This window comes from Paraburkholderia sp. SARCC-3016, assembly GCF_031119615.1.
Lineage (GTDB): Bacteria > Pseudomonadota > Gammaproteobacteria > Burkholderiales > Burkholderiaceae > Paraburkholderia.
Window position 1 is genome coordinate 150,042 of record NZ_JAVHZD010000016.1, and the last position, 20,329, is coordinate 170,370.

The 20,329-nt window shown below is 64.6% G+C and carries 21 protein-coding genes; 13 read left to right on the plus strand and 8 right to left on the minus strand.

Going from position 1 to position 20,329, the window contains the following annotated elements:
* The first annotated feature begins 150 nt into the window (after positions 1–150).
* The 12 genes from flgB (at position 151) to flgL (ending at position 12,541) form a co-directional block, all read left to right on the plus strand.
* Positions 151–636, plus strand: coding sequence for a flagellar basal body rod protein FlgB (gene flgB / locus QYH69_RS17750; RefSeq protein WP_308833150.1), 486 nt, complete (start codon positions 151–153; stop codon positions 634–636).
* Positions 637–726: 90 nt separating this feature from the next.
* Positions 727–1,149: a flagellar basal body rod protein FlgC gene (flgC, locus tag QYH69_RS17755; protein ID WP_308833151.1), complete on the plus strand. Its 423-nt coding sequence runs from the start codon at positions 727–729 to the stop codon at positions 1,147–1,149.
* Between the two features lie 22 nt (positions 1,150–1,171).
* The gene (locus tag QYH69_RS17760; protein ID WP_308833152.1) at positions 1,172–1,897 is read left to right on the plus strand and encodes a flagellar hook assembly protein FlgD; all 726 of its coding nucleotides are present in this window, start codon (positions 1,172–1,174) and stop codon (positions 1,895–1,897) included.
* A gap of 24 nt (positions 1,898–1,921) precedes the next feature.
* On the plus strand, positions 1,922–3,184 hold the full coding sequence (gene flgE / locus QYH69_RS17765; protein ID WP_308833153.1) for a flagellar hook protein FlgE: 1,263 nt from the start codon (positions 1,922–1,924) through the stop codon (positions 3,182–3,184).
* 80 nt (positions 3,185–3,264) lie between these two features.
* Positions 3,265–4,023, plus strand: a complete 759-nt coding sequence (gene flgF / locus QYH69_RS17770; RefSeq protein ID WP_308833154.1) for a flagellar basal-body rod protein FlgF — start codon at positions 3,265–3,267, stop codon at positions 4,021–4,023.
* Between the two features lie 63 nt (positions 4,024–4,086).
* A complete protein-coding gene (gene flgG / locus QYH69_RS17775) occupies positions 4,087–4,875 on the plus strand; it encodes a flagellar basal-body rod protein FlgG (RefSeq protein ID WP_308833155.1) in 789 nt (262 codons plus the stop codon).
* 71 nt (positions 4,876–4,946) lie between these two features.
* The gene (flgH, locus tag QYH69_RS17780) at positions 4,947–5,636 is read left to right on the plus strand and encodes a flagellar basal body L-ring protein FlgH (RefSeq protein WP_374992443.1); all 690 of its coding nucleotides are present in this window, start codon (positions 4,947–4,949) and stop codon (positions 5,634–5,636) included.
* A gap of 5 nt (positions 5,637–5,641) precedes the next feature.
* Positions 5,642–6,883, plus strand: coding sequence for a flagellar basal body P-ring protein FlgI (locus QYH69_RS17785; RefSeq protein WP_308833157.1), 1,242 nt, complete (start codon positions 5,642–5,644; stop codon positions 6,881–6,883).
* 16 nt (positions 6,884–6,899) lie between these two features.
* Entirely contained in the window at positions 6,900–7,904 is a 1,005-nt protein-coding gene (flgJ, locus tag QYH69_RS17790) for a flagellar assembly peptidoglycan hydrolase FlgJ (protein ID WP_308833158.1), read from the plus strand.
* 253 nt (positions 7,905–8,157) lie between these two features.
* Entirely contained in the window at positions 8,158–8,913 is a 756-nt protein-coding gene (locus QYH69_RS17795) for a flagellar regulator YcgR PilZN domain-containing protein (RefSeq protein ID WP_308833159.1), read from the plus strand.
* A 376-nt stretch (positions 8,914–9,289) separates the two neighbouring features.
* Positions 9,290–11,284, plus strand: coding sequence for a flagellar hook-associated protein FlgK (gene flgK, locus QYH69_RS17800; RefSeq protein ID WP_308833160.1), 1,995 nt, complete (start codon positions 9,290–9,292; stop codon positions 11,282–11,284).
* Positions 11,285–11,296: 12 nt separating this feature from the next.
* Entirely contained in the window at positions 11,297–12,541 is a 1,245-nt protein-coding gene (flgL, locus tag QYH69_RS17805) for a flagellar hook-associated protein FlgL (RefSeq protein ID WP_308833161.1), read from the plus strand.
* 21 nt (positions 12,542–12,562) lie between these two features.
* Here the strand turns inward: flgL and fliR are convergent, their stop codons facing one another.
* The 7 genes from fliR to fliL form a co-directional block, all read right to left on the minus strand.
* Positions 12,563–13,354, minus strand: coding sequence for a flagellar biosynthetic protein FliR (gene fliR / locus QYH69_RS17810; RefSeq protein WP_308833162.1), 792 nt, complete (start codon positions 13,352–13,354; stop codon positions 12,563–12,565).
* A 58-nt stretch (positions 13,355–13,412) separates the two neighbouring features.
* Positions 13,413–13,682: a flagellar biosynthesis protein FliQ gene (gene fliQ / locus QYH69_RS17815; protein ID WP_075158468.1), complete on the minus strand. Its 270-nt coding sequence runs from the start codon at positions 13,680–13,682 to the stop codon at positions 13,413–13,415.
* A gap of 92 nt (positions 13,683–13,774) precedes the next feature.
* Entirely contained in the window at positions 13,775–14,485 is a 711-nt protein-coding gene (fliP, locus tag QYH69_RS17820; RefSeq protein ID WP_308833181.1) for a flagellar type III secretion system pore protein FliP, read from the minus strand.
* A gap of 120 nt (positions 14,486–14,605) precedes the next feature.
* The gene (fliO, locus tag QYH69_RS17825) at positions 14,606–15,226 is read right to left on the minus strand and encodes a flagellar biosynthetic protein FliO (protein WP_308833163.1); all 621 of its coding nucleotides are present in this window, start codon (positions 15,224–15,226) and stop codon (positions 14,606–14,608) included.
* Entirely contained in the window at positions 15,223–15,717 is a 495-nt protein-coding gene (gene fliN / locus QYH69_RS17830) for a flagellar motor switch protein FliN (RefSeq protein WP_374992438.1), read from the minus strand. Before fliN ends, fliO begins: the two co-directional genes overlap by 4 nt.
* Positions 15,710–16,708 carry a flagellar motor switch protein FliM gene (gene fliM, locus QYH69_RS17835; protein WP_075158465.1) on the minus strand — a complete coding sequence of 333 codons (999 nt, stop codon included), beginning with the start codon at positions 16,706–16,708 and terminating at the stop codon, positions 15,710–15,712. The genes fliN and fliM overlap by 8 nt, the downstream gene beginning before the upstream one ends.
* Positions 16,709–16,768: 60 nt before the next feature.
* Positions 16,769–17,281 (minus strand): flagellar basal body-associated protein FliL, encoded by a 513-nt coding sequence (gene fliL, locus QYH69_RS17840; protein WP_308833164.1) that lies wholly within the window; start codon positions 17,279–17,281, stop codon positions 16,769–16,771.
* Positions 17,282–17,622: 341 nt separating this feature from the next.
* Between fliL and QYH69_RS17845 the strand changes: the two genes are divergently transcribed.
* A complete protein-coding gene (locus QYH69_RS17845) occupies positions 17,623–18,576 on the plus strand; it encodes a fimbrial protein (protein ID WP_308833165.1) in 954 nt (317 codons plus the stop codon).
* Between the two features lie 46 nt (positions 18,577–18,622).
* Here the strand turns inward: QYH69_RS17845 and QYH69_RS17850 are convergent, their stop codons facing one another.
* Positions 18,623–20,227 (minus strand): flagellar hook-length control protein FliK, encoded by a 1,605-nt coding sequence (locus QYH69_RS17850; protein ID WP_308833166.1) that lies wholly within the window; start codon positions 20,225–20,227, stop codon positions 18,623–18,625.
* Positions 20,228–20,329 lie beyond the last annotated feature (102 nt).

The window sequence follows — 20,329 nt, forward strand, 5'->3', positions numbered from 1 at the left end:
CAATTGGCCCTTGCGTCGCGCCCCTAAGATGCACTCCATGCGAAAAAGCCTTTGCTGATTGCTTCCGCCGCCGACCATGTGCCGCCGCGAGGATGCGCAGGGGCGGGCAGGCGAATATGACCGCGGACCGTTCATACGGAGAGGTGTCCGATGCTTGACAGGCTCGATCAGGATTTTGCGTTCAACAAGGAAGCGCTCGACGTGCGCGCATACCGGCAGGAAGTGCTGTCGTCGAACATTGCGAACGCCGATACGCCGAACTACAAGGCGCGCGACATCAATTTCTCGTCGTCGCTCGCGGGTGCGTTGCGCCAAGCCAATGGCGAATCGGGCTTCGGCGCTTCGCGGCTTCAGATGGCGCAGCCGGCCGGCGTGACGACCGGCATGACGCTCGCGACGACCGAGCCCGGTCATATGGCCGGCAAGGCGAAGCTGATCCCGACGGGCGGCCCGGCTGAAGATTACGGCCGGCTCGGGTACCGGATTCCGGTGCAGCCCGCGCTCGACGGCAATACGGTCGACCTCGACTCGGAACGCGTGCAATTCGCCGACAACACGCTGCATCTCGAATCGGGCATGACGCTCGTGTCGTCGCAGATCAAGGGATTGCTGTCGGCGATCACGTCGGGAAGCTAACTCGGCAGCTAACAGAACATAACGGCATAACCAGCCGCGCAACAGCACTCAATTAACGCTACGGGATCAACGAAGGAGGCTCGACAGGCCATGTCATTGATGAACATCTTCAAGGTGGCGGGATCGGCGCTGACTGCGGAATCGCAGCGCCTGAACGTCACCGCGTCGAATCTGGCGAACGCGGACAGCACGACCGGTCCGGACGGTAAGCCCTATCGCGCGAAGCAGGTGGTGTTCGCGGTCGATCCGCTCGGCGGCGCTCGCTCCGCGTCGGGCCAGCAGGTCGGCGGCGTGCAGGTGACTGGCGTGGTCGACGACCCGACGCCGATGAAGACGACGTACGACCCGAGCAACCCCGCGGCGAACGCGGACGGGTATGTGACCTCGCCGAACGTCGACCCGGTGCAGGAGATGGTGAACATGATCTCGGCCTCGCGCTCGTATCAGGCGAACATCGAGACGCTGAACACCGCGAAGAATCTGATGCTGAAAACGCTGACGATCGGTACGTGACCCGGCAGCCAAGGAGAGTTTTTTGAGCACGCCAATTGGAAATAACGGCACTACCCAGACGAACGCGCCGACCGACACGATGGGCCCGAACGCGGGCACATCGGCTTCCGACCTTCAGTCGACGTTTCTGAAGCTGCTCATCACGCAGTTGCAGAATCAGGATCCGACCTCGCCGATGGACAGCTCGCAGATGACGTCGCAGCTCGCGCAGATCGACACGGTGAGCGGCATCGCGCAGCTGAACCAGTCGCTCGGCTCGTTGTCCGCGCAACTGTCGGCGAGCGAGGCGGGCCAGGCAGCGTCGCTGGTCGGCCGCACGGTGCTCGTGCCGGGCAATACGTTTACTGTCGCGCATCCGCTTAGCGCCGACGGCACGCCCGACACGAGCAAGGTGGCCGCATCGCCGTTCGGTATCAAGCTGCCGGCCGCGACGTCGGACCTGAAGCTGCAGGTGGTCGATTCGAACGGCAACGTCGTGAACACGATCGATCTAGGCCAGCAGCCGGCCGGCGTGATTCCGGTGCCGAGTTTCAAGGCGGTCGATGCAGGCGGCAAGCCGCTGCCCACGGGCAACTACACGTTCAACGTCGTGGACGCCGGCGGCGCCGCGACCGGCGACAACGCACCCGTCCCGCTGACCGGCTTCCCGGTGATCGGCGTCGTCACGCAGGCCGACGGAACACCAGGACTCACCCTGCAGACTGGCCAGACCATCCCTCTCAACGGCGGCGCATCGGCCATCCTTTAACAAGCATTCGATACGGAGCGCAACATGGGTTATCAGACAGCTTTGAGCGGCCTCGCGGCCGCATCGAACGACCTCGACGTGGTCGGCAACAATATCGCGAACGCGCAAACGGTCGGCTTCAAGCAGAGCACGGCGGTGTTCGCCGATCTGTATGCGAATTCGATCGCAACCGCAGTCAACAATCAGATCGGTATCGGTACGCGTCTCGCCGGCGTGCAGCAGGATTTCTCGCAGGGCGAAGTGACGACGACCGACGTGCCGACCAACATGGCGATCAACGGCAACGGCTTCTTCCAGATGCTGAACCCGAACGGCTCGATCACCTACTCGCGTAACGGCCAGCTCGTCGAGAACAAGGCGGGCTTCATCGTCGACGCCGAGGGCAACAAGATCATGGGTTTCCAGGCGAACGCACAAGGCCAGTTGCAGACAGGCCAGGTCGTGCCGATCCAGATTCCGAATTCGAGCCTGCTGCCGCCGGTCGCGACGACGAAGGCGACGTTCAACGTCAATCTCGATGCCGCCGCGGCGCAACCGAAAGACGCAACGTTCGACCCGAACGACCCGAGCAGCTTTACGTTCTCGACCTCGATCCAGACCGTCGATTCGCTCGGCGCCAAGACGACGGTCAACCTGTATTTCGTGAAGTCGGCCACGTCGGGCCAGTGGGAAGTGTTCGGCGGTCCGTCGGGCGCCACGCCCACCGACCTCGGCAGCATGACGTTCGATTCGTCGGGTGCGCTGACTGCTTCGGCGAGCCCGCCCCCGGCGAGCACCCCCATCACGCCGGCCGGCTCGTTCAGTCTTGCGATTCCCAATACCGACGGCGCAGCGGCGCAGACCATCACGGTCGACCTGTCGGGCACCACGCAGTTCGGCGGCGACGGCACCGATAGCGCGGCGACCTCGGCACCCTCGCAGGACGGCTTCGGCACCTCGCAGCTGTCGAACTTCACGATCGGCTCCGACGGCACGATCACGGGTTCGTACACGGACGGCCGCACCGCGGTGCTCGGCCAGGTGCTGCTCGCTACCTTCACGAACCCGAACGGCCTGCAGAACCTCGGTAACAACCAGTTCGCGCAGACGAACGATTCGGGCGAGCCGCAAGTGGGCGTGGCCGGCACGTCGACGCTCGGTTCGATTCAGGGCAGCGCGGTCGAAGCGTCGAACGCGGATCTGACCAATTCGCTCGTCGATCTGATCACCGCGCAGCGCAACTATCAGGCGAACGCGCAGACGATCAAGACGCAGCAGACGATCGACCAGACGCTGATCAATCTGTAACGCAGGCAAGCCTGGGCGGCTGTGCGATCGATGCGCGAGCCGCCCGGCAGCCGGATGCCAGAAAAGGACACGAGCTAGTCATGGACCGACTGATCTACACCGCGATGACGGGCGCCACGCAGGCGCTCGACCAGCAGGCCGTCGTCGCCAACAATCTCGCCAACGCGTCGACCACGGGTTTTCGCGCGCAGCTCGCGAACTTCCGTTCCGTGCCGATGAGTTTCGGCGACGGCTCGCAGGTCAACGACGTGACGACGCGCACATTCGTGCTGTCCGCGACACCGGGCTCCGACTACACGCCGGGTCCGATTTCGCAGACCGGCAACCCGCTCGACATCGCGATTCAGGGGCAGGGCTGGATTGCCGTGCAGACGCCGGACGGCAATGAAGCGTACACGCGCGGCGGCAATCTGCACGTCGACGAGAACGGGCAGCTCGTCAACGCGAGCAACCTGCCGGTGATCGGCAACGGCGGCCCGATCGCAGTGCCGCCCGAGGCCCAGGTGTCGATCGGCAAGGACGGCAGCGTGTCGGTGATTGCAGCCGGCGATCCGCCGAACGCAATCGCGCTGGTCGATCAGATCAAGCTCGTGAACCCGGATCCGAACACGATGTCGCGCGGCGACGACGGACTTTTCCGTACGGCCGACGGCAATCCGGCCGACCAGGATCCGAACGTGCAGATCGCCTCGGGCGCGCTCGAAGGCAGCAATGTGAATCCGATCAACGCGATGGTCTCGATGATCACGAACGCGCGTCAGTTCCAGATGCAGACGAAGATGCTGCAGACCGCCGACCAGAACGAGCAGTCGGCCAACCAGTTGCTGAATTTCAGCTGACGCGTCCTGCCGCAAGCGGGCTAGCCATCTGAAACACGTGGTGTAACACCAGGAGAATAAGACGTGAACCGTTCCCTCTTCATCGCCGCAACCGGCATGAATGCGCAGCAGGCGCAGATGGATGTGATTTCGAACAACCTCGCGAACGTGAGCACCAACGGCTTCAAGGGTTCGCGCGCGGTGTTCGAGGATCTGATTTACCAGACGCTGCGCCAGCCGGGCGCCAACTCGACGCAGAACACCGAACTGCCGTCGGGCAGCCAGGTCGGCACGGGCGTGCAGCAGGTCGCAACCGAGCGTTTGTACACGCAGGGCAACCTGACGCAGACCGGCAACTCGAAGGATGTCGCGATCAACGGCAACGGCTTCTTCCAGGTGCAGATGCCCGACGGCACGATCGCCTATACGCGCGACGGCTCGTTCCAGACGGACCAGCAGGGCCGGCTCGTCACGTCGAGCGGCTTCCCGCTGCAGCCGGCCATCACGGTTCCGCAGAACGCGACGAATCTGACGATCGGTCAGGACGGCACGGTGTCGATCACGCAGGGCAATTCGACGAATACGGTGAACATCGGCTCGATCCAGCTCGCGACGTTCATCAACCCGACCGGTCTCGACTCGATCGGTCAGAACCTGTTCCAGGAGACGCAATCGTCGGGCGCGCCGAACGTCGGTCAGCCGAGCCTGAACGGCATCGGTTCGCTGCAACAGGGGTTTGTCGAAACGTCGAACGTCAACGTCGTGCAGGAACTGGTGAACATGATCCAGACCCAGCGCGCATACGAAATCAACAGCAAGGCCGTGACCACGTCCGATCAGATGCTGCAGACGCTCAGTCAGATGCAGGTTTGAACGCACGTCGTCGCATCGAACAGGTGGTTATCCAGCAGGCGGTTACGAAGATGTCGCAGCTCATCAGTCTTATGGTTCGCACGAGCGCCGCGCAGGCGGCGCTGCGGCTCGCGGCGGCGGGGGCGCTCGCCGGCGCGCTTGCCGGCTGCGCGCTCGTGCCGAAAGAACCGATCGTGCAGCAGCCGATGAGCGCGGTGCCGCCCGTTCCTCCGCAACTGCAGGCGCCGGGGTCGATCTACAACCCGGGCACGGCGGGGCATCCGCTGTTCGAAGACCAGCGTCCGCGCAATGTCGGCGACATCCTGACCATCGTCATCGCCGAAAACATCAACGCAACCAAGCAGTCCGGCGCGAATGCGAACCGCAACGGCTCGACGAACGTCGCGGTTACGCAGGCCAACTTCCTGTCAGGCCTCTTCAACAAGGCCAATATCGCGGCGAACGGACAGAACCAGTTCACGGCGGCAGGCGGTGCAAATGCATCGAATACGTTCAACGGCGTGATCACGGTCACGGTGACGAACGTGCTGCCGAACGGCAATCTCGTCGTCAGCGGCCAGAAGCAGATGCTGATCAATCAGGGCAACGAGTGGGTGCGCTTTTCCGGCGTCGTGAATCCGAATACGGTGGCCGGCGACAACTCGGTGTTCTCGACAGAAGTGGCCGACGCGAAGATCGAATACTCGGCGAAGGGCTATATCGACGAAGCCGAGCAGATGGGCTGGTTGCAGCGCTTCTTCCTCAATATCTCGCCGTGGTGATGACGATGAACGCCTCGACTCTTCGTCACGCTTTGACCGGAACGGTCGCCCACTTCGGGCGCTTTGCCGCGCGCCGCGCCGGGCAGTCCGCGCGCGCCGCGGCGAGCGCCGCGCTGTTTGCCGTCGCGGTGTTCGCGCTCGTCGCCGGTTCGGCTCCCGATGCGCATGCCGAGCGGCTCAAGGATCTCGTCTCGATTCTGGGCGTACGCGACAACCCGCTGATCGGCTACGGACTCGTCGTCGGTCTCGACGGCACCGGCGACCAGACGACGCAAACGCCGTTCACGACGCAGACGCTCGCGAACATGCTCGCGAACCTCGGCATCGGCATCAACAACCAGCAGGCCGGTGCGACCAACGGCGGCGTGTCGCCGCTCTCGAACCTGCAGCTGAAGAACGTTGCCGCGGTCATGGTGACGGCGACGCTGCCGCCGTTCGCGCGGCCCGGCGAAGCGATCGACGTGACCGTGTCGTCGCTCGGCAATGCGAAGAGCCTGCGCGGCGGCACGCTGCTGCTCACGCCGATGAAAGGCGCGGACGGCACGGTCTACGCACTCGCGCAGGGCAACCTCGCGGTCGGCGGCGCGGGTGCCAGCGCGAACGGCAGCCGCGTACAGGTGAACCAGCTCGCGGCCGGTCGCGTCGCGGCCGGCGCGATCGTCGAGCGCTCGTTGCCCGTCAACGTCGCGCAGGCCGGCGGCATGATGGAAATGAACCTGAACGACATGGACTACGACAATGCGCAGAAGATTGTCGCAGCCGTCAACAATGCGTTCGGGCCCGGCACCGCGACCGCGCTCGACGGCCGCACGATCCAGCTGCACGCACCGAGCGATCCGGGCTCGCAGGTATCGTTCCTCGCACAGTTGCAGAACCTCGAGATCAAGCCCGCGAAGGCTGCCGCGAAGGTCATTCTGAACGCGCGCACCGGCTCCATCGTGATGAACCAGATGGTGACGCTCGATAGCTGCGCGGTCGCGCACGGCAATCTGTCGGTCGTCGTCAATACGCAGACCGTGGTGAGCCAGCCCAATGCGTTCTCGAACGGGCAGACGGTCGCCGCGCGCCAGTCGCAGATCCAGCTCAAGCAGGACAACGGGGCGCTCAAATACGTGACGGCCGGCGCCAATCTCGCGGACGTGGTGAAGGCGTTGAATGCGCTCGGCGCGACGCCGGCCGACCTCATGTCGATCTTGCAGGCCATGAAGGCCGCGGGCGCGTTGCGCGCCGACCTCGAAATCATCTAGGCAGGAAGCACGACCGATGAACGCGGATTCCTCAAAACCGGTAGCCGATCTCGACCAGCGCTTCGCACTCGACGTGCAGGGCTTCGATGCGTTGCGCATGCAGGCGAAGAATTCCCCGCAAACCGCATTGAAGAGCGCTGCGCGCCAGTTCGACGCAGTGTTCCTGCAGATGATGATGAAAAGCATGCGCGAGGCGACGCCGCACGACAGCCCGCTCGATTCGCGGGAAGGCGACCAGTTCATGTCGATGCTCGACGAGCAGATGGCGCAGCAGATGTCGTCGAAGGGCGTCGGCGTCGCCGACATGATGATCAAACAGCTGGCGCGTCAGGCTCATATTCCGCTCGACGGCAGCGATGCGGACACGGGCGGTGTCGCGGGCGGCGGCATGGGCTCGATTTCGACGCTGAACTCGCTCGCGCGCGCCTATGCCAATCCGGCCTCGAACGGCGCGCTGACGACGGGCCGCGGCTACTCGGCCAATAACGCGCTGACGCCGCCGTTGCGCGGCAACGGCCAGTCGCCGAAAGTCGATGCGTTCGTCGACAAGCTCGCGGCGCCCGCGCAGGCGGCCAGCGCGGCGACCGGCATCCCGGCGCGCTTCATCATCGGACAGGCCGCGCTCGAGTCGGGCTGGGGCAGAAGCGAGATCAGGAAGGCGGACGGCTCGACGAGCCACAATGTGTTTGGCATCAAGGCGACCAAAGACTGGACCGGCGACACGGTATCGACCGTCACGACCGAGTACGTGAACGGCCAGCCGCAGCGCAGGGTCGAGAAATTCCGCTCGTATGGCTCGTATCAGGAAGCGATGAACGATTACGCGAGCATGCTGAAGAGCAACCCGCGCTATGCGGCGGTGCTCACCGCCTCGCGCGGAAAGAGCGCGGCGGGTTTTGCGGCCGGCATGCAGCGCGCGGGCTATGCGACCGATCCGCACTACGCACGCAAGCTGATGTCGATCATGCAGCAGATGAGCCCGGCGGGGGCTCAACCGGTTGCGTCGCTCAATCTGGAATGACGCGGCGAGCCGCTTCAGCGGCTCTTTCACGCCGTAACCGTGCACGCACTGCGCATATTCCGCACGCCCCGGTCGCGATTTGCGACGGGCGCGTGCGCACGCGTGAAATTTATTTGCGGTCGAACTCTAAACTTCGCGGGATAATTGCCGCTATAGCGTAAAGATCGATTGCCGGAGGACACCGGCAAAACGGTCATGGAATACGCGTTTCGCCGGCACGGCCGGCGGTCCGCATCGCGAGACTACGACCATCATGGAACCCAATCTGTCGACCGCCCAGACGGATGAAGTCGAACCGACCGAACATTTCGGCCGCCGCAATCCGCTGGAAATCGGCGTGCAGCTGCGCAACCTCTTCAACCGCGGCGACTTTCTAACCGTGCAGTACAAGGGTGGCCAGCTCGTGACGCGTATCCTCGACGTCGACGTGCGCACGCAGACCTTCGTGTTCGACTGGGGCGCGCTGCCCGAGCAGAACCGCGGCCTGCTCGCGGCGCCGCATTGCCACTTCCTTGCGGCGCCGGAAGGCGTGCGCGTCGAGTTCGGCACCGGCGCGCCGCGCGAAACCTCGTTCGAAGGCCGCCCGGCATTCGAAGCAGCGTTTCCCGAGGTGCTGTACTACATCCAGCGGCGCGAGTACTTCCGCGTCGAGACGCCGATTCTGAACCCGTACTACTGCTCGGGAAAGCTGCCCGAGGGCGATTCGTTCCGCTTCGAAATTCATGATCTTTCGCTCGGCGGCATCGGGCTGCGCACAAACGACGACCGTGTCGCGACGTTGCCGTTGAGCACCGTGTTGCCGGACGTCGAAGTGAACCTCAATGGCAGCGGCATGCTCTCGCTCGATCTGCAGATCGTCTCGCTGCGCGCCACACCGTTGCCGCACGGCAGCGGCACGCGCTATCTGCTCGGTTTGCGTTTCATGTCGTTGCCGGGCAGCGCGGAAAATACGTTGCAACGTCTGATCACTCAACTCGAAATGAAGCGCCGCTCGCTCGTGCGCGCGTAAGTTCTCTAGCGGTGCACAGCGGCGCGGCGGCATGCGGCGCAGTGAATGTCACGCGTTCGACTTGTGCCATCTGGCCCGCGCGGACAGCTTCCGCTTACGAACCTTTCGGCGAACCTTGCAGCAAGCCTGCCCGCATACCCTCCGCTCCTGATATAGCGCCCAATTCCCCGTTTCATCCCCGTTTTGACTTGCGCCGGTGTTGCCGATAATGCAGCCTCGGCCGGTTCCGCCGCGCGCAGCCGGCAGCACCGCCGAGGTCTTCCGCAGAATCTTCGCCGACGTACGCGCAATCCCTAAATTTCGCGCCGTCCGCGCCGATATACCGCTTGTTCACGCAATCGGCGGCCTTCGCCGGACCCGCCTCTCAGGAGCATGCATGTCAGGAGGAAACCTTTTTAGCCTCGGTTTGACCGGACTGAATTCAGCGCAGCTCGGGATGTCGACCACGGGCAATAACATCAGCAATGCGGCGACGCCGGGCTACAACCGCGAGCTTGCGATTTTTGTCGAAGCGGGCGGGCTGCAGACGGGCTCCGGCTTCATCGGCGGCGGTGTGACGACGCAGACGATCCAGCGCCAGTTCAGCCAGACCCTGACGAGCCAGCTCTACAGCACGCAGTCCGAAAGCTCGTCGCTGAGCTCGTATTCCCAGCTGGTCACGAATCTCAGCAACCAGATCGGCGACCCGATTGCGGGAATCGGCGCCGACTTCACGGCCTTCTTCAACAGCCTGCAGACGCTGGCGGGCTCCGCGAACGATGGCCCGACCCGTCAGACGGTGATCAACGCCGCGTCGGTTCTCGCGGACGCGATCAACTCGATGGGAAACCAGATCGATCAGACGCGTCAGGGCATCAATACGACGATCTCGAGCACGGTCACGCAAATCAACAACCTGACCAAACAGATTGCGCAACTGAATGCGCAGATCGCCGCGGTCGGCCCTAACGGACAGCCGCCGAACCAGCTGCTGGACACGCGCGACCAGGCGGTTTCGCAGTTGTCGCAGCTCGTCGGCGTCAATGTCCAGCAGGCGAGCGACGGCACCGATACGATTTCGCTGCCGAACGGCATGACGCTCGTACAGGGTACTCAGAGCTACCAGCTGGGTACGACGCCGTCGCCGGACAATCCGTCCGAACTGGCGGTCACGTATCAGCAACCGGACTCGACCAAGCCCGGTTCGTTCGTCACCACGGTTCTGCCCGACTCGGCGATCAGCGGCGGGTCGCTCGGCGGCGTGCTGCAGTTTCGCAGCCAGACGCTCGATCCTGCCGCCCGGCAACTCGGGGCGCTTGCCACGAGCTTCGCCGCGCAGGTCAATGCGCAGAACGAACTGGGCGTCGATCAGAACGGCAACACGGGCGGACCGCTCTTCAACATCGGGGCGCCGAACGTCATCGCGAACACGAAGAACACCGGCGGTGCGACCGTGTCGGCCACGTTGACGAACCCGGCTTCGCCGCCGACCGACGACTACAAGCTGACGTTCGACGGCACGAACTACACGGTCACGGATGCGACCACGGGCAAGGTGCTCGGCACGTCGACGACGCCGCCGAGCGCAACGAACCCGATCGGCGGCGTGGCGATTACGATCAACGGCACGATGGCGGCCGGCGATTCGTTCACGATCCAGCCGACCTCGGGCGCACTCGACAGCTTCGCGGTCGCGACCACCGACGGCAGCGCGATCGCTGCGTCGTCGCCGGCGATCGCGAGCGCCAATCAGTCGAACACGGGCACGGGCAAGATCGCGATCGGCGCGGCGAGTTCGGGCTTCGTGATCAATGCGCCGGTGACGCTCACCTACGATGCCGCCACGGGCACGCTCACGGGTCTTCCGATCGGCTCGACGGTCACGTTCGGCAATCCGCAGCAAACCTTCACGGTCACGGCGGCTAATCCCGGCGTGCCGTACGACCCGACGAACGGCGACACCTATACGGTGACCAACCCGGGTCCGCCGGCGACGTCGCCGAACGGGATTTCGTTCACCGTGTCGGGCACGCCGGCCGACGGCGACACCTTCACGATCGGGCCGAACACGGGCGGCACGCAGGACGGCAGCAATGCGACCGCGATTTTCAACGTCAGCACCAGTACCGCGTTCGGCGGCACCACGCTGACGAACGGCTACGCGGAGTTCGTGAACAACGTCGGCAATACGGCCAGCAATCTCGAGTCGATGGCCACCGCGAAGAGCAGCACGCTTGCGCAGATCCAGTCGCAACAGCAGTCTGTATCGGGCGTGAACCTCGACGAAGAAGCAACGAACCTGCTCGAGTACCAGCAGATGTACCAGGCGAGCAGCAAAGTAATCCAGACCGCGCAATCGCTTTTTCAGACGATCCTGCAGGCACTCGGCTAAAGGTTTTCGACCATGCGTATCGCTACGACACAGATTTACGCGAACACGATCTCCAATATGGACAACCAGCAGTCGTTGCTGGCGCGACTCGAGCAACAGGCATCGACGGGCATTCGCGTTGCAACGGCTGCCGACGATCCGCTCGGCGCCGCGCAAGCGGTCCAGCTGTCGGCCACGGGGTCCGTTCTTTCGCAGTTCGCGTCGAACCAGAACACGGCGATCAGCCTGTTGCAAACCGAAGACACGACATTGAGCAACGTTTCGACGGCGCTGCAAAACGTGCTTACGCAATTGAATGCACTGGGCTCGGGCACCATCAACGACAGCAACCGGCAGGCGGCCGGAAAGGCGCTGCAGGGTTTGCGCGACCAGCTGATGACGCTGGCCAATACGACCGACGGCACCGGCAACTTCATTTTCTCAGGGTTCCAGGGCGGCACGGCGCCGTTTTCGAACGCCTCGAATGGCGGCGTGACCTATAACGGCGATCTCGGTACGCGTACGCTGCAAATCTCGAACACGACATCGGTCGCGACCACCGACAACGGCGCAAGCGTGTTTCTGAGCGTGCTGCCCGGTCTGTCCGACCCCGTTCCGGCCGGCGCATCGACGAACGCCGGTACCGGTGTGATCGGCCCGGTGTCGATTTCGACACAGGGCGCGGCGAGCAACAACAAGCCGTACTCGATCACGTTCCTGACCGATCCGACCACGGGCAACCTCGACTACCAGGTGAACGACACGTCGACCACGCCGCCCACGGCGATCGGCACGCCTCAAGCTTTTACGGCGGGTCAGCCGATCGATCTCGGCGGCGGCGAGAGCGTCGCGATTTCCGGCACGCCGGTCGCGGGCGATTCGTTCACGGTCACGCCGGCCGCGCAGGGCAACACCGACGTGTTCAAGACGATCGACGATGTCATCGCCGCGCTGCAGAATCCGGCGCAGGACGATACGGCCGCGATGGCGACCATCGAAAACGCGATCAACACCGCGCACACGCAGATCGACAACACGATGACCAACGTAGCCACGGTGCATGCATCCGTGGCGGGCCGCGAACAGCAGGTGACGGCGCTCGGCAAGATCAATTCGCAGCAGTCCTTGCAGACCACCACCGATCTGACCGACATCACGCAGGCCGATCCGTCTACCGTGTTCAGCCAGCTCACGCTGCAGGAGTCGATGTTGAGCGCGACCGAAACGACGTTCGCGTCCGTTTCGAAGCTGTCGCTGTTCTCGATGATCACGCCGTAAGCGCAGGACGCGCTCTACACGCTACGAAGCGGGCCGCAACGCAAGCGCGACGCGGCCCATTTCTTCGATCCCGTTATCGATCATCCGCGCGAAGAGCGGAATCATGTTCGGCAGCATCAGCTGGATCAGCAGCAGGCCGACGAGCATCGTGACCGCAAAGCCGATCTGGAAGATACCGATCTGCGGCGCCGCGCGATTCAGAATGCCGAGGCACAGGTTCGCGATCAGCAGCGCCGCCACGACCGGCAACGCGATCAGCACGCCGCCCGCAAACAGCGTCGCGCCCCATTCGGCAAGCATGCGCCAGCCGGCCGCACTCAGAAGGTTCGCGCTCACCGGTACCGACTGGAACGTCATGACGAGCGCGCTGATCACCTGCAGGTGGCCGTCGAGCGCGACGAACACGAGCATGGCGATCATGTTCAGCAGCATCGACAGCACGTCGGTCGAGCCATGCGACTGCGGGTCGATCAGCGTCGCGAAGCCGAGGCCCATGCCGAGGCCCACGATCGCGCCGGCCGTCTCGATCGCACCGAACACGATCTGCATGGTGAAGCCGAGCGCGAGCCCGATCAGCAACTGATTGACGAGAATCCACGTGCCCGCGGCCGAAAACACCGTGACCTGCGGCATCGCGCCGAGCGTCGGCGCAACGATCACGGCCATGAATGCGGCGAGGCCAACCTTCACGCGGATCGGCACCGACGCGTGACCGAGCACCGGCGCGCTTGCCACGAGCGCGAGAATGCGCACGAACGGCCAGAGAAATGCGGTGAGCCACGCGTTCAGCTGCGCATAGGTGACGGTAAACATGACGGGCGAATCCGGATGCGACGACGGGCGAGCATGCGCCGCGTCGCGTCGCGATTTTTCAGTTTGCGACGTTCGGTATGTTCACCAGCACCTGGCGCATATAGTCGATCATCGTCTCCAGCATCCACGGGCCGGCGATCACGAGCGTGACGCCGACCGCGGCGAGCTTCGGAATGAAGGTCAGCGTGCTTTCGTTGATCTGCGTCGCGGCCTGGAACAGGCTCACGATCAGACCGACGATCAGCGCGACGAGCAGCAGCGGTGCGGCAAGCAGCAGCGCAACGCGCATCGCGTCGTGCGAAAAGGTCATTACGGTTTCCGGCGTCATCGCGGGTTGCTCCTGCGTCGGTTGAAAATCAGGTGGTATCGGTAGAAAGCGGGTAAGAAAGCGCGTGAAAAGCGCCGCGAAAACGCGCGCGGCTATGTGAAGCTTTGTGCGAGCGAGCCGATCAGCAGCTGCCAGCCGTCGACGAGCACGAACAGCATCAGCTTGAACGGCAGCGAAATCGTGACCGGAGAGACCATCATCATGCCCATCGACATCAGCACGCTCGCTACCACGAGGTCGATGATGATGAACGGAATGTAGATCGTGAAGCCGATCTGGAACGCGGTCTTGAGCTCGCTCGTCACGAACGACGGCACGAGCAGCGACAGCGGTACGTCTTCGGGACCCTGCATCGGCGGCATGTGCGCGATCTTCGCGAACAGCGCGAGATCGGTTTCGCGCGTCTGGCGCAGCATGAAGGTCTTGAACGGCGCGACGCCGCGCTGGACTGCGTCGTCCATCGAGATCGTGCCTGCGGAAAACGGCTTGTAGCCGTCGTTGTACGCCTTGTCGAGCACCGGCGACATCACGAACAGCGTCAGAAACAGCGCGAGGCCGACCATTACCTGGTTGGGCGGCGTGGTCGTCGTGCCCAACGCCTGGCGCAGCAGCGACAGCACGATGATGATGCGCGTGAAGCTCGTCATCATCAGAACCATCGCCGGCAGGAACGACAGCATCGTGAGCACGAGCATTGTCTGCACGCTCAGCGAATACGTCGTGCTGCCGTTCGGGCCTGGCGTTGCGTTCAGCGCGGGCAGGCCTGCGACCTGGGCGAAGGAAAGCGACGGCAGCGCGAGCATCAGCGCCGGCAGCAGCCATGCCGCCAGCGGGCGCCGCCGCGCCGACGAAAGAAAGTGCACGAGCGAGGTCAACGAGCGGGCCGCGCCGTCACGGCGCATCGCGGAACGAAGCACTTCCATCTATCGATCTCCGCCGCTGTGTCGCTGTAGTCGTTTCGCCGCTTCGCTTTTCAGCGCGTCGCGAAAGCGCTGGCCGAACGTGCCGGGCAGACCGCTGCCGGCCGAGGAAGCGGCGTGGTGGCGATCCGCGGAAGGGGCGGCGAAGCCATCATGAGCGGCGTGCGGGCCTGGGCGGCCGGCGCCGGCCGCGCCAGTCGAGCCGGCCGGCATCGCATACAGCAGCCGAACATTGCCGGGCGCCGCGCCGAGCACGAGCCACTGGTCGCCGATCTCGACGACGGTGACGCGCTCCTTGCCGCCGAGCGACGTGCCGCCGACCGTTTTCACGAGACCGCCGCGTTGTCCGGGCTGCAGGCCGAGCCGACGCGCGAGCCACGCGCAGCCGAACACGAGTCCGATGACGACGGCCAGCCCGACGATGGTCTGCACGAGCGCGCCGACGCCAAGCGCCGGCACCGCGGACCCCGCGCCGACGCCCGAGGCGATCTGCGCGGCATGGTTGACTGCATTGAGGTCCGCGGCCCTGGCGGGCAACGCAGCCAGAAGCAAAAAGGCCGGCAAAAAGGCTGGCAAAAACGCTGCGAACGGAACGAGCCGCATCGCGAGCACTGCGGGTTTCATCGATTGAGCTTCCGGATCCGCTCGGACGGCGTGATGATGTCGGTCAAACGGATACCGAACTTGTCGTTGACGACCACGACTTCGCCCTGCGCAATCAGACACCCGTTGACGAGCACGTCCATCGGTTCGCCGGCGAGACCGTCGAGCTCGACGACCGAGCCCTGCGCGAGCTGCAACAGGTTGCGGATCGCGATCTTCGTGCGGCCGAGCTCGACCGTCATCTGGACAGGGATGTCCAGGATCATGTCGATATCGTTGCGCGTCGCGGTCGACGTTACCTTCGACAGCGGCTGGAACACGCCTGCCGCGGCGGGCGCCACCTCATTGCCGTTCTGTTCGGCGAGCGCGGACGCCCAATCGTCGAGTGCGGTTTCGTCGGTTGCTTCGCCCGCGCCTTGCGCGGCGGCTTCCATTTCCGGCGCGAGTTCCGGCAAGGGCATTGCCGGCGCAGCGTTGGGGGTCGGGGTAGGGGTCCCGTTCAGATCACTCATATCCGCCTTCCTTCATCGTGTCCGCGGCGCTGATCATCTTCAGGACCCGCAGCGCGTATTGACCATTGAAAATTCCGTAACCGCATTCCATCACCGGCACGCCATCGACCTTCGCGGTGATGAATTCGGGGATGTTGATCGGCAGCACGTCGCCCGTTTTCATGTTCAGGATTTTCTCGAACGTGATCGGGATCTGCGCGAGGTCGGCGGTCAGCTCGACTTCGGCGGCCTGCACCTGCTGCGACAGCACGCGCACCCAGCGGCGGTCCACTTCGAGCGCCTCGCCCTGGATCGGCGAAGACAGCACGTCGCGAATCGGCTCGATCATCGAGTACGGCATGCAGATATGCAGCGTGCCGCCGGTCGGTCCGAACTCGATCGAGAACTGCGTGACGACGACCACCTCGTTCGGCGTCGCGACGTTCGCGAACTGCGTATGCATTTCGGAACGCACGAATTCGAACTGCAGCGGGCGCACGCTTTTCCACGCGGTCGTGTAATGCTCGAACACGAGGCTCAGCAGCTTGCTGATGATGCGCTGCTCGGTCTGCGTGAAGTCGCGGCCTTCGACGCGCGTATGGAAGCGCCCGTCGCCGCCGAACAGATTGTCGACCACGAAGAACACGAGGTTCGGATCGAACACGAACAGCGACGTGCCGCGCAGCGGCTTTACGTGCACGAGGTTCAGGTTCGTCGGGATCGGCAGGTTACGCGTGAACTCGCTGTACTTCTGCACTTTCACCGGGCCGACCGAAATTTCGGCCGTGCGCCGCATGAAGTTGAAGATGCCGACGCGCATCAGTCGCGCAAAGCGCTCGTTGATGATCTCGAGGCCGGGCATCCGGCCGCGGACGATCCGCTCCTGCGTGGCGATGTTGTACGGCCGCACGCCGGCACGTTCGGCGTGCTCGGACTTCTCGTCGTGCTCTCCGGTGACGCCTTTCAGGAGGGCATCGACCTCCTCCTGGGACATGAACTCTTCGTGGCCCATCTCGATTCCTTGTGCGTCGGTTCGCCTATTGAGAGAGACGCGCGGGTGCGCGACGCAGCGTCACTGAACGACGAACTCGGTGAACAGCACGTCGTCGACATGGACCGGCGCGCCGCCGGTATCGGTCGGCTGTTCGATCAGCGCGGCGAGTTCTTTTGCGAGTGCGCGTTTGCCGTCGAGCGGCGCGAGTTCATCGGGGTGTTTGTTCGACAGCGCGAGCAGCACGCGGCTGCGAATCTCCGGCATGTGCTGGGTCAGATGTTCCTGCGTCTGCTGGTCGTTGAGCTTCAGCGTCAGGCCGATGCGCAGATAGTGCTGTTCGCCGTCGTCCGATTGCAGGTTGACGGTCATCGGCTCGAGCGCGAAGAACACCGGCACCGGCGCGGGCTTCGGCGCCTGCGCGGCGGGCTGAGCCGCCGCGGCGGATTCGTGGCGGCTCATGTAGAACCAGGTGCCGCCGCCCGCGAGCGCGGCCGCGACAAGTGCGATCAGCGCGATCATGAGCGAGCGTTTGATCAGCCCGGGCGAGCGCGGCGGTACGGCGGCTTGCGGGTTTGCGGTCGTGGTGGCCATGTGTCGTGTCTGTGATTGCGGCGGCTGTCCGAGGTCAGCTCGAAGTCAGTTTGATAGCGTGCATTGTTCGTTAAATGCAAGCCCTGTGATGGGCCGAAAAGAGGGGAGATTCGTGGCTAACTCAGGGGTTTGGGGGACGCCGCGCGCGGTGCGTTTTTGCCTGCGCGCCGAACGGCGACTAAGCTGCACTTCGAGGCAAACAGCTTTCATAGGGCGACCTGCAAAGGCGTGTCACGTTGGGCAACATTGCTCCGAGCGCCCGTCAATGGAGAAAGCCGATGGACAACGGGCGTCTTCCCCGGCACTCGAACGGTTGGCCCCGATTACGCTTCGCGGGCTTCGTGGCTTTCCGTTTCCCGCTCATGTGTGCGACGTTCGTCTCGATCGCCGGCTCGCAGCAAGCAACGGCTGCCTGCTCATGGCGCAACGGCCAGACGACACGCGACTACACGTTCAACATTCCGTCGCTCATGGTTCCGCGGGATGCGGCAGTCGGGACGATTCTGTACACGCCGCCGTACCAGTCCGCTATTCCCTCCAGCGGCGCCTACGCAACCTGCAGCGGCAATACGCCGGTCGTCCGGGCAGTGACGGGCGGCACGCAGTTTTCGACAAACCCCTACACCTATGCGACGAATGTTCCGGGCATCGGCATGCGCTTTTTCGATACGGACGGCGCCAACTTCTTCCGGTACTACGGCGCAGGCGCGCAGGAAATCTACAACGGCGACTGGGCTTTCAACGGCATGAAATTCGGCGTGCAGGTTGTCGTGATCGGCAAACCCGAGGCCGGAACGATCAACGGCACGTTGTACGCGACCATGAGTCTCGGGACGCTTACCGTAGCTAATCTGCGCGTCACGACGGCGTCCGTGGCCGCCGCCGCGTGCACGGCTGCCGCGACGCAAACGGTCGTGCTGCCGAACGTCTCGGGTTCGGCGCTGCCTTCGGTGGGCGCAACGACCGGATCGACGCCATTCGCTATCAGGTTGTCCGGCTGCCCGAAGGGCCTCAAGCAGATCCAGTATCAACTCGACCCGCCCGATGGCGCGATCGATGCGGCAAACGGCACGTTTGCGCTGAGCCGCGATTCGACCGCGAAGGGCGTTGCATTGTCCGTGACCGATGCGGCGCAGGACGTTATCAGACTGCAAACGCCGCAGATGGTCCCTGCCTACGATCCGCAAACCGGCGGCGACTTGCCGATCAACCTTGCGATCCGTTACTACCGGACCGGTCCTGTCGTGCCGGGCACGGTCAAGGGAACGCTGATCTATACGATGTTCTATCAGTAGCCTGCAACCGGCGGCGCGATGAGCCGCGCCAACCGTGCTGACGCGCTCACGCAAACGTATCGACGAGCCCCACCGTCCTGCGCGTCGGGCCCGACGTCGTCACCGTCGTCGCTGCCACGTCGTTTGCGGCGCCGCCGTCATAGCCGCCGCGGCTGCCGCTGCTCCTGCCGCCGTCCTGCGCCTGCTGCCCGCTCTGCCGCGCGAAGCCGTCGCTGACGCTGGTGCTGCCAAGGCCGATGCCGTTCTGCTCCATCGCCTCGCGCAGCTTCGGCAGCGCGGCCTCGATCGCGGCGCGCACTTCCTGGTGCTGGGAGACGAACAGCGCATGCGCGTGATTGTCCGCGACTTGCAGCACGACTTGCAGCGGCCCGAGATTGGCCGGGTTCAGCGTCAGTTCGGCGCTTTGCTGATGCAGGTTCGACATGAACACGACCTTCTGGCTCAGCGCTTCGTCCCAGTCCGTGCTGCCCACTTCGGGGGCGAGCGCATTGTCGGCATAAGCCGCGCTGCCCGACTTCGCCGATTGCGACGCGCCAGCGCCGCTGCTCGCGCCGGCACCGCCCGCTTGCGAGGCGGCCAGCGCGGCATTGAGCGCATCGATACCGTCGGTCGCGGCGGGCAGGCTTGCCGCGGCGCTCGCGTCGGCGTTGGCCGCGGCCGATGCTGCCGCTGCGGCGCCCGCGCTTGCCTGCGTGGTCTGCTGCGCTTGTGCGGCCGTGGTGGCGACGGACGCGTTGTCCGCCTGCATGCCGCTGTTCGCCGCGCCGTTCGCGCCCGCCTTCGCATCGCCGAGCATCGGACCGATGCCGAAGCCCTTGCCGTTCGAATTGCCGTGGCCGCCGCTCACGAGGTCGGCGTTCGTCTTGTCGGTGCCGGCGCCGTTGGCTGCGCCTGCCGCGAAGTTCTGCACGGGCAAGGCAGCCGCCAGATCGGTGCGGCCGCTGTTCAGCGCCGCCAGCGCCGAGTCGACCTTCTGATGCATGGACTTGCCGCCCGTCGACGGACCGCCGAGTCCTTTGTGATCGCCGGTGCCGTCGCCGGTCTTCGCGTCGCCGGCGAGCGCTGCCGCGGCAGCGTCCGCGGCGGCCGCGTCGGCGGCTGCGTTAGCGTCGCTGTCCGCATCGGCTGCCGCATTCGCGCGGGCCTGCGCGGCGGCCGCAGCCGCCGCGGTTGCCGCAGCGGCCGCCGACGCCTGTGCGCCATTCGACGCCTGCGTGTCCTGCGACTTCGAATTCGCGTCGCCGGCCTTGCCGTTGCCTGTGTTGCCCGTGTCGCCCGCCTGCTGCGCGCTGCTGTCCGTCGACGACGAAGACTTTGCCGTCGACGCATCCTGCGACGACCCCGGCTGCGCCGGTTGCGATGCCTGCGTGCTGTCGCCCGGATGCACGGTGCCGGTACCGCTCGACGCGGTGTTGTTGTCCGCGCCATTGTTCTGCTGCGGCTGCGAGCCCGATGCGCTCGACGCGGACGAAGACGGCTGCGTGCCCGGCGCCGGTTGCGTAGGGGCGCTCACGTTTGCTGCGTTCGTCTGCGCTGCGATGCTTTGCTGCAGCGTCTGCGCGAAGAGCGTCGAGTTGCCCGTGCTGGCGGAATGCGATACGGCTGCGCCTTGCGAGGACAGCAGCGAATCGATCATCGAAATTTTCGACATGATGTTTCCCGTCGGTCAAAGCCCCGATCCCGCCGTCGGCAAGGAGGGGGCACGATAGTCAAACCAGGTCCAGTCAATCCGGCCAATCCGGCCGCTTTCCAC